The following is an 8,510-nucleotide window of genomic DNA, read 5'->3' as shown; positions in this document are numbered from 1 at the left end:
GCACGGTGAAGGTGTAGGTCTTCTGGCCGGTGGTGATCGCCGTGCCGGCCGCCGTGGTGGCGGTGACCTCGAAGGCGGCGGTGTAGGTGCCGGCCGCCTCGAAGGCCCAGTTGGCGTGGGCGTGGCTGTTGATCGCGAAGGTGCGGGCGTCGGGCAGGCCGTTGCCGCTGTCGAACCACACGCTCACCGACCCGCCGAAGCCGGTGGTGTAGACGCTGACGTCGGCGGGACCGGTGACCGAGACGAGCTTCACGGTCAGCGAGTTGTTCAGCAGCGCGCCGGCGGGCACGCCCGCGGTGTTGAGGCCCGGCCAGAGGATTCCGCTCACCTGGTTCTGCGGCAGGACCCAGAACGTCGACCCGGGCGCGCCGAGGAAGGAGTAGGCGCTGCCGGACGGCACGGTGGACCTGCTCGCGGGGACCGCGTTGAGCGTCACGGTCGACGGGTCGCGGTCGACGGCGGGTGACGCGGTGGCGTCGACGAGGTCGAGGGTGAGCGCGGTTCCGGTCCAGTCGACGTCGATCACGTCGACGTGGCCGGAGGAGAGGGTGGTGGACGCGTGGGCCGTGCCCGTGGTGAGCAGGGCGAGCCCCGCGGCGAGCGCGGCGGCGGAGAGGCGGGCGATCACTTGTTCACCTTGAAGGTGTAGGTGGCGGGGGTGGACACGACGTGCTCGCCGGTCGCCGCCAGCGTGCCGACGGCGCGGACGGTGACGCGGTAGTAGCCGGCCGCCTCGAACGCCCAGTTGGCGTGCACGTGGTTGTCGGCCGTGAGGTCGATGCGGTCGGGCAGGCCGTTGCCGCTGTCGACCAGCACGTTCGGCGCGCCGACGGCGTCGGTGGTGAAGATGCTGAAGTCGCCGGGGCCGTAGGCGCGCGTGACCTTCAGGCGCAGGGAACCCTCGACGAAGACGCCGGGTTCCACCTCCTCCGTGGCGATGCCGGGCCAGATCAGGTTCGGGTCCTCGATCTCGGGCAGCACCCAGACCGGTGCGCCGGGGGCGCCGAGGAAGGCGTAGGCGGGGTCGGCGGGCACGGTGGTCTTCGCCGCCGACTTGGCGACCAGCAGGACCTCGGAGGGCGCGTGCTCGACGTCGTTGGTCTCGTCGTGGACGTGCAGGTCGAACGCGCCGTCCTCGAAGGCGACGCCGAAGACGTCGACGTGGCCCGAGTCGACGGTGGCGACCGGGGTGGCCGTCGCGGGAGCGGCGACGAGGCCGGACAGGCCGGTCACCGCCACCGCGAGCAGGGCGATGCGTGCAGTCGTGCGCAAGGTCGTGGCACTCCAATCGTGCGGGTGTTCCGGCCCGGGAGGGGCCGTGCCCGGAGTGTTGCACACGATTATCGTTGTCAATACGACCGAACGGCCCCATCCCGGGGTGCGGGCGCCGGCGTTCGACGGCCGCCGGGGAACACGGCCAGTGTGGCTAATGGCAATCGTTACCATCAGGGCCGGACGGTCCATTGAAAACGGTTGTCGTTGGTATTAAGTTCGCGGTGCCCCCACCGGTCGGGTGACGGGCGTCTGGAGGTTCGAGAACACATGCGAGTGCGTGCACCCTCACGGGCCGCCGCGTCCTTCTGCGCGGCCCTGCTCGCCGTGACCGGGTGCACCTCGGCAGGGGGGCGAAGTGCCGGCGACGGCCTGTCGGTGGTCGCGACCACGGAAATCCTGGCCGACCTGGCGCGCAACGTCGGGGGAGACCGGGTCCGGGTGGACTCGCTGGTGCCGCCCGGGGGTGACCCGCACTCCTACGAGCCGACGCCGGCCGACGCGAAGAAGGTCGCCGCGGCGGACGTGACGTTCACCAACCACCTGCTGCTCGAAGAACAGCGGCTGATCAAGGCCATCGACGCCAACGCGCGCGAGGGGACGCCGAACGTCTCGCTGGCCGAGGCGGCGGAGACCTACGGCGCGCACGTCATCCCGCTGGTGGAGGACGTCGGGCTCGACGTGCTGTGGTTCGGGCTGCGCGTGCGCGGCGACGGCGGGCAGCGCGGTGCCACGCGCACCTCCGAGGTGCGGCTGACCGCGACCGCCGTGGAGGGCCCGGGCAAGCTCGTGGCCTACCTGACCGAGTCGCTGGGCAAACCGGTGGTGTACTTCGACTCCGGCGACGGACTGTCCGACGTGGACTCCGCCACGCTGCCTCCTGCCGCGCACACCCACCTCAACTGGGCGTTCACCGCACCGGGCACCTACCGGCTGACGATGCGCGCGTCGTTGCTCAACGGTGCCGACGAGGTGCCCCTGGGCGAGGGCACGTTCACCTTCGCGGTGGGCATCGACCCGACCGGCATCGCGAAGACCGTGCTGAACGAGGGGCACACGGACGTGACCGTGGACCTGGACACCGGCGAGCTGTACACGTTCAACGACCGCGCCGGCGGCACCACGCAGCAGGTCGTGCCCGCGGCCGAGGCGGTCATCGAGGTGCCGAACAAGGCCATCGCCACGGTGCCCGACGACCCCCGGTTCGCGTTCCTCGGCACGGCCGGCGCGTCGGTGCACCAGCTGCCGCAGGCGGTGCTGGGCAAGCACGTGCACGGCGAGATCGACCCGCACCTGTGGCAGGACGTGCGCAACGCCCGCGCCTACGCCGAGCTGATGCGCGACACGCTGCGCACCGCCGACCCGGACGGCGCCGCCGACTACGACCGCAACACCCGCGACTACCTCGCCCGGCTCGACGAGCTCGACGCGCGGGTGCGCGACACCGTGGCGGCCGTGCCCCGCGAACGCCGCCACCTGGTCACCACGCACGACGGCTTCGGCTACTTCGCCGGCGCCTACGAGATGAGCGTGGCCGGGTTCGTGGTGCCCAACCCCGCGCAGGAACCCAGCGTCGAGGACGTGCGCAAGCTGACCGAGACCATCCGCAACCTGAAGGTGCCCGCGGTCTTCATGGAACCCAACCTCGCCCAACGCGGCTCGGTGCTCACCCAGGTCGCCCGCGACCAGGGCGTCGAGGTCTGCCTGCTCTACGGCGACGCCTTCGACGACGACGCCCGCAACTACGTGGACATGATGCGGCACAACGCGGAGGAGGTCGCCCGGTGCCTCGCCTGACCCGAGCCCTGCTCGCCGCCGCCGCGCTGCTCCTGCTCGCACCCCCGGCCGCGCACGCCGACGCGCCGGTGGTCATCGCCGACGGCCACGTCGACCTCGGCCCGCGCCTGGTCGACGGCGAGTGGACCCTCCAGCTCCGCGACGACACCGGCGACGGCCCCGTGTGGCGGGACCCCGCCGACGTGGTGCTCCAGGTGGCGGACGCGGCGAGGACCACCGTCCCCGACGACCCCGCCTACGCGTTCCTCGGCACGCCCGGCGGCGAGGTCTGGGTGCTGCCGCAGGTCCAGGACCCGCGGGTCGTGTGGCCCGGCTGGAACACCCAGGACCCGAGCATCGCCGGGGTCGTCGGCCGCGAGGTGGACTGGCGCCTGCACGGCGTCGAGGGCCCCGGCCGCTTCGAGCTTTTCCTCACCGGGAACTTCGGCGCGCCGGAGGCGATCTTCGGCAGCGACCGGCCCTACCCGCAGGAGACCGGCGTCGAGGCCGGCACCCACGTGCACGGCAACTGGGTGTTCACCGCGCCGGGCGCCTACTCGCTGGACGTGGAGATGGCCACCGCCGGCGGCCTCGGCGACCGCGCGACGCTCAACGTGCACGTCGGACCGGGCGACCCGGCGGCGGCGTTCGCCACGACGGCGCGGAGCACCCCGACCGCCGGTCAGGGGACGGCAGGACCGGACACCGCCGCGTCCGGGGGCACCGCGGCCCAGGGCCCGCCGTGGGCGTGGATCGCGGTGGGCGGCGTGCTCGTGGTCGGGGCGGCGGCGCTCGTCGCCCGGTCCCGCCGCGCGAGGAGGGGGACCGATGACTGACGAGGTGCTGGAGATCACCGGCGTGAGCGTGCACCTGGGCGGCCGGGAGGTGCTGTCCGATGTGGACTTCCGGCTGCGCCGGGGCGAGCTGGTCGGCCTGATCGGGCCCAACGGCGCGGGCAAGACGACGTTGCTGCGCACCGCGCTCGGCCTGGTGCCGGCGCACCGCGGCACGGTCGTCGTCGCCGGCCGCACGCCGCGCCAGGCGCAGGGCTCGCTCGGCTACGTGCCGCAGCGCCACGAGTTCGCCTGGGACTTCCCGATCACGGTGGAGGGCGCGGTCGCCACCGGCCGCACCCACCTGACCGGCCTGCTGCGCCGCCGCACCGCGCGGGACCGCGAGGCCGTCGCCGACGCCCTGGACCGCGTCGGCCTCGCGGGGCTGAGGACCAGGCCGGTCGGCGAGCTGTCCGGCGGCCAGCGGCAACGGGTCCTGGTCGCCCGCGCGCTGGTCCTGCGGCCGGAGGTGCTGCTGCTCGACGAGCCGTTCACCGGCATCGACGCACCCACCCAGGAGCTGCTGGGCGCGGTGCTGACCGGACTGCGCGACGAAGGGGTGGCGGTGCTCATGACCACGCACGACCTCGTCGCCGCCACCGCGCTGTGCGACCGGCTGTGCCTGCTCAACCGCACGGTCGTCGCCGACGGCGAGCCGGCCGCGCTGGCCGACACCGACATCTGGCTGCGCACCTTCGGCCTGGACCGGGCCGAGCAGCTGCTCAAGGCACTGGGGGTGGCCGGGTGACGGTCGTGGAGTTCCTGACCGCGCCGTGGGAGTACGACTTCTGGCGCCGCGCGCTGCTGGTGGCGCTGATGTCGGGCCTGGTCTGCGGCGTGATCGGCAGCCACGTGGTGCTGCGCGGCATGGCGTTCATCGGCGACGCCGTCTCGCACGCCGTCTTCCCCGGCATCGCCGTCGCCTTCGTGCTCGGCACCAACCTGGTGCTCGGCGGCGCGGTCGCGGGCGTGATCACCGCGCTGCTGATCGCGGTGTTCGCGCAGAACCGCAGGCTCAAGGAGGACTCCGTCATCGGGATCTTCTTCGCCGCCTCGTTCGGCCTCGGCATCGTCATCCTCAGCACCGCGCCCGGCTACGGCGGCTCGCTGGAGTCGTTCCTGTTCGGCTCGATCCTGGGCATCAGCGACTCCGACGTCGCGTCGGTCGCCGTGATCGGCGCGGCGGTGCTGCTGTGCACGGCGCTGTTCAACAGCCGGTTCACCGCCGCGACCCTGGACCGGGAGCAGGCCCGCGCGGTCGGCCTGCCGGTGTTCTGGCTGGACGTGGTGCTGCACGTGATGGTGACCCTGGCCATCGTCATCTCGCTGCAAGCCGTGGGCAACATCCTGGTCCTCGCCCTGCTCGTGACCCCCGCCGCGGCGGCGAGGCTGCTCACCGACCGCCTCGGCGCGATGATGCTGCTGGCCCCGCTGATCGGCGCGGGCGGCAGCGTGCTCGGCCTCTACCTGTCCTACGCGTTCGACCTGGCCGCCGGCGGCCTGATCGTGCTCACCCTCACCGCGGTCTTCCTGCTGTGCTGGCTGTTCGCGCCGCGCCACGGCCTGCTCGCCAGGCCCCGCCGGACCGCCGTTCCCGCCGCGCCCGCGCCCGCGCTCGCCGAGGAGAAGTCGTGACCCCCACCCGGACCGGCGCGCTGCTCGGCGTGGCCACCGCGCTGCTGATGACCGCGCCCGCCGCGATCGCCGAACCGGTACCCGACACGCGGGTCGCGGACGCGGTGCTGGACGTCGAAACCGGCTCGCTGGAGCTGGACGTCGAAACCGGCTCGCTGGAGCTGGACGCGCCGCCCGACCCGCTCGCGGTGCCCGCCGGGACCGAGCGGGTGCGCCTGCGCTGGGACACCACCGCCATCGAACCCGGCACCGTGTTCGGCGACACCGTGAGCCTGCGGACCTCCGTCGTGGAGCCCGTGGAGCAGCCGGTCGCGGAACCGCTCGCGCCGCAGGGCGAACCGGTGGCGGTCCCGGTCGCCTCCAGCGGGACGGTGGAGGTCGACGCGCCACCGCCCGGCGACCACGTGCTGCGCGTCGAGGCCGCAGCGCACACCTTCGACGGCAGCCCGTTGACCGCCACGCGCGACTACGCGCTGTCGGTCGCCGCGGACGCCGAGCCCGGGATCGCCGTCGAGCCGAGGGCGCTCCCGCCGGCACCGGCCCCCGCCGCCGCACCGCCGCAGCCGCAGGTCGAGGCCGCACCGCCGCAGCCGCGGGTCGCCGCCGCCGCGCAGCAGCCGCCCACGGCCACCGGCCGCGTCACCCCGGACCGCGGCCACGTCGACGCCGTCGCGCTCCGCGTGCTGCCGGACGGCCTGCACGCCCAGGTCAAGGACGGCACCACCACCGGCGTCACGACCTGGCGCGAACCCGCGGACGTCGAGTTCCGGGTCACGGCCGCCGCGCGCACCGAACTCCCGGCGCAACCGGCGCTGTCCTTCCTCGGCGGGGCCGGCGAACAGGTCTTCCTGCTGCCGCAGACCCAGCGCGCGGACCTGCTGTGGACGGGCTGGAACACCGAGGAGCTGCGCCCGGCCGAGGTGTCGGGCCCGGTGACGTGGGCGCTGACCGCGGTCGACGGACCGGGTGCCTTCGGCCTGTTCACCACCGGCTCGTTCGGCGCGCCGGAGATCATCTTCAACAGCGCCGACGGCCTGCCGGACACCCTCTCCGTCCCGCTGGGCACCCACGCGCACGCCAACTGGGCGTTCGCCGGACCCGGCCGCTACCGGCTGACCTTCGCCGTCACGGCAACCGGTGCCGACGGCACCGCGCTGAGCGACACGGAGACCCTCACCTTCGTCGTCGGCGACGGCGTCCCGACCGGGCAGAACGGGCAGGTTGGGCAGCAGCAGCCGGGCGGCACCGACCTGCGGACCGGGACGCCGAACCGACTGGCCTCCACCGGTCCCGCCGCCCTGCCCGCCACCGCCGGCCTCGCGCTCGTCCTCGTCGCGACGGGCGCCGCCGCGCTCGTGCTCGCCCGCCGCCGCCCCGCCAAGGAGAACCCGTGACCACCCCGACCCGCGCGAGAGCCGCGTTCGCCGCCCTCGCGGTCGCGGCGCTCGCCGCGCTGTCCCTCGCCCCGGCCTCCGCCCAGGAGGCCGCGCCGGTCGTCGACGTGGGGCACGTGGACCTGCTCGCCCCGGTCGTCGTCGACGGCGCGCTGGACATCCGCTACAAGGACGGCAACACCACCCCGCCGACGGTCCTCGACCCCGAGCGGGTCGTCACGCACGTCAAGCCGGAGTCGCGCATCCAGGTGCCCGACATCCCCGAGTACGCCTTCCTCGGCCCCGTGGGCAGCGACCTGTGGCTCATCCCCGAGATCCAGGACCCGAACGTGGTCTGGGCCGGGTGGAACACCGAGTCCCTGACCGCCGACCTGGTCGACCCGGGGTCGGTGCGCTGGACCCTCGACGCGATCGGCGGCGACCTGCCCGGCAGCCCCGCGCCCGGCACGCTCACCGTGTTCCAGAGCGGCCCGGTCGGCGAACCGCTGCCGCGCGTGTTCGACACCGCCCTGCCGCTGCCGCAGCAGCACCCGCTGGTGCTCGGCACCCACGCCCACGCGAACTGGACGTTCACCGCCCAGGGCGTCTACCGGCTCACCTTCACCGTCACGGCCACCGCCCCGGACGGCACGCCGCTGCGCGACACCACGACCTACGCCGTCGCGGTGGGCGCGGTCGACCCCGCCACCGTGAAACCCGGCACGGGCACGGACCCCACCACCACTACCACCACGACGACCACGACCACCACGACCGGCACCACCACCACGACGACGGGCACGACGACCACCACCGCCCCGCCCACGTCGTGCGCGGTCCTCGCCGACGGCCACGTCGACCTCATCGCCCCGCGCCTCCTCGACGGCCGGCTCACCACCGGGGTCAAGGACGGCACCGCGGGGCCCGACCGCGCCGTGTGGCGCGACCCGGCCGACGTCGTGCTCCACCTGGTCCCCGCCGCGCGCAACACCGTGCCCGCCGACCCCGCCTACTCGTTCCTGGGCGCACCCGGCGCACCGGTCTGGCTCATCCCGCAGACCCAGGTGCCCGGCGTCGTGTGGGCCGGCTGGAACACCGAGTCCCTCAGCCCGCAGCAGGTCGCGGGCGGTGTCGACCTCCGCGTGACCGCCGTGGACGGCCCCGGCCGCCTCGGCGTGTTCCTCAGCGGCGTGGCCCCCGTGGTGCTGGTCGACTCCGGTGACGGCCTCCCCGACACCACCACGGTCCCGCTCGGCACGCACGCGCACGCCAACTGGGCGTTCGGCGCGGAGGGCACCTACCGGATCACCGTCGAGGTCACCGCCACCCTCGTCGACGGCCGCACGGCCACCGACAGCGACGTCTTCACCATCGCCGTCGGCGACGTCGACCCCACCGCGGGCGGGACCTGCGCACCCCCGGGCACCACCACCACGGCACCGGCCACCACGACGCCCGCCGGCACGACCACCGCCGGGCCGGTCCCGACCACCTCGCCGGCGGCGTCCGCGCCCAGGCCGGCGGGTCTGGCCTCCACCGGCGTCGGCGGTGTGGGCACGGCCGTGCTGCTCGCCGCCCTGCTGACCGCGACCGGCGCCGCCGTGCTGGTCCTCACCCGGCG

General features: G+C 74.3%; 8 protein-coding genes. 6 read left to right on the top strand and 2 right to left on the bottom strand.

What is annotated here, in order from left to right:
• Together ACR807_RS39660 and ACR807_RS39655 are read right to left on the bottom strand one after the other, a co-directional pair.
• Window positions 1–628: choice-of-anchor M domain-containing protein (locus ACR807_RS39660; protein WP_438926687.1), on the bottom strand; the 628-nt coding region annotated here is incomplete at its 3' end.
• The gene (locus tag ACR807_RS39655; protein WP_438926686.1) at window positions 625–1,272 is read right to left on the bottom strand and encodes a choice-of-anchor M domain-containing protein; all 648 of its coding nucleotides are present in this window, start codon (window positions 1,270–1,272) and stop codon (window positions 625–627) included. The genes ACR807_RS39660 and ACR807_RS39655, both read right to left, overlap by 4 nt.
• Window positions 1,273–1,542: 270 nt before the next feature.
• Here ACR807_RS39655 and ACR807_RS39650 point away from each other — a divergent pair, with 270 nt between their 5' ends.
• From ACR807_RS39650 to ACR807_RS39625, 6 genes are all read left to right on the top strand, one after another.
• Window positions 1,543–3,069 carry an anchored repeat ABC transporter, substrate-binding protein gene (locus tag ACR807_RS39650; protein ID WP_438926685.1) on the top strand — a complete coding sequence of 509 codons (1,527 nt, stop codon included), beginning with the start codon at window positions 1,543–1,545 and terminating at the stop codon, window positions 3,067–3,069.
• Window positions 3,057–3,884, top strand: a complete 828-nt coding sequence (locus tag ACR807_RS39645; RefSeq protein ID WP_438926684.1) for a TIGR03773 family transporter-associated surface protein — start codon at window positions 3,057–3,059, stop codon at window positions 3,882–3,884. The genes ACR807_RS39650 and ACR807_RS39645 overlap by 13 nt, the downstream gene beginning before the upstream one ends.
• The gene (locus ACR807_RS39640; RefSeq protein WP_438926683.1) at window positions 3,877–4,629 is read left to right on the top strand and encodes an anchored repeat-type ABC transporter ATP-binding subunit; all 753 of its coding nucleotides are present in this window, start codon (window positions 3,877–3,879) and stop codon (window positions 4,627–4,629) included. The genes ACR807_RS39645 and ACR807_RS39640 overlap by 8 nt, the downstream gene beginning before the upstream one ends.
• Window positions 4,626–5,516: an anchored repeat-type ABC transporter permease subunit gene (locus ACR807_RS39635; protein WP_438926682.1), complete on the top strand. Its 891-nt coding sequence runs from the start codon at window positions 4,626–4,628 to the stop codon at window positions 5,514–5,516. Before ACR807_RS39640 ends, ACR807_RS39635 begins: the two co-directional genes overlap by 4 nt.
• Window positions 5,513–6,910, top strand: coding sequence for a choice-of-anchor M domain-containing protein (locus tag ACR807_RS39630; RefSeq protein WP_438926681.1), 1,398 nt, complete (start codon window positions 5,513–5,515; stop codon window positions 6,908–6,910). Before ACR807_RS39635 ends, ACR807_RS39630 begins: the two co-directional genes overlap by 4 nt.
• Window positions 6,907–8,510 (top strand): choice-of-anchor M domain-containing protein (locus ACR807_RS39625; protein ID WP_438926680.1); only part of this gene is annotated, 1,604 nt, incomplete at its 3' end. The genes ACR807_RS39630 and ACR807_RS39625, both read left to right, overlap by 4 nt.

The organism is Saccharothrix sabaoui (assembly GCF_051756985.1).
In the GTDB taxonomy this organism is placed as follows: domain Bacteria; phylum Actinomycetota; class Actinomycetes; order Mycobacteriales; family Pseudonocardiaceae; genus Actinosynnema.
This window is presented reverse-complemented; position numbering and strand designations above follow the sequence as displayed.

What these genes read in the sequence shown, in the direction of transcription:
- ACR807_RS39650 (WP_438926685.1), top strand. Translation starts at nt 1,543, where the DNA reads ATGCGAGTGCGTGCACCCTCACGGGCCGCCGCGTCCTTCTGCGCGGCC.
- ACR807_RS39640 (WP_438926683.1), top strand. Translation starts at nt 3,877, where the DNA reads ATGACTGACGAGGTGCTGGAGATCACCGGCGTGAGCGTGCACCTGGGC.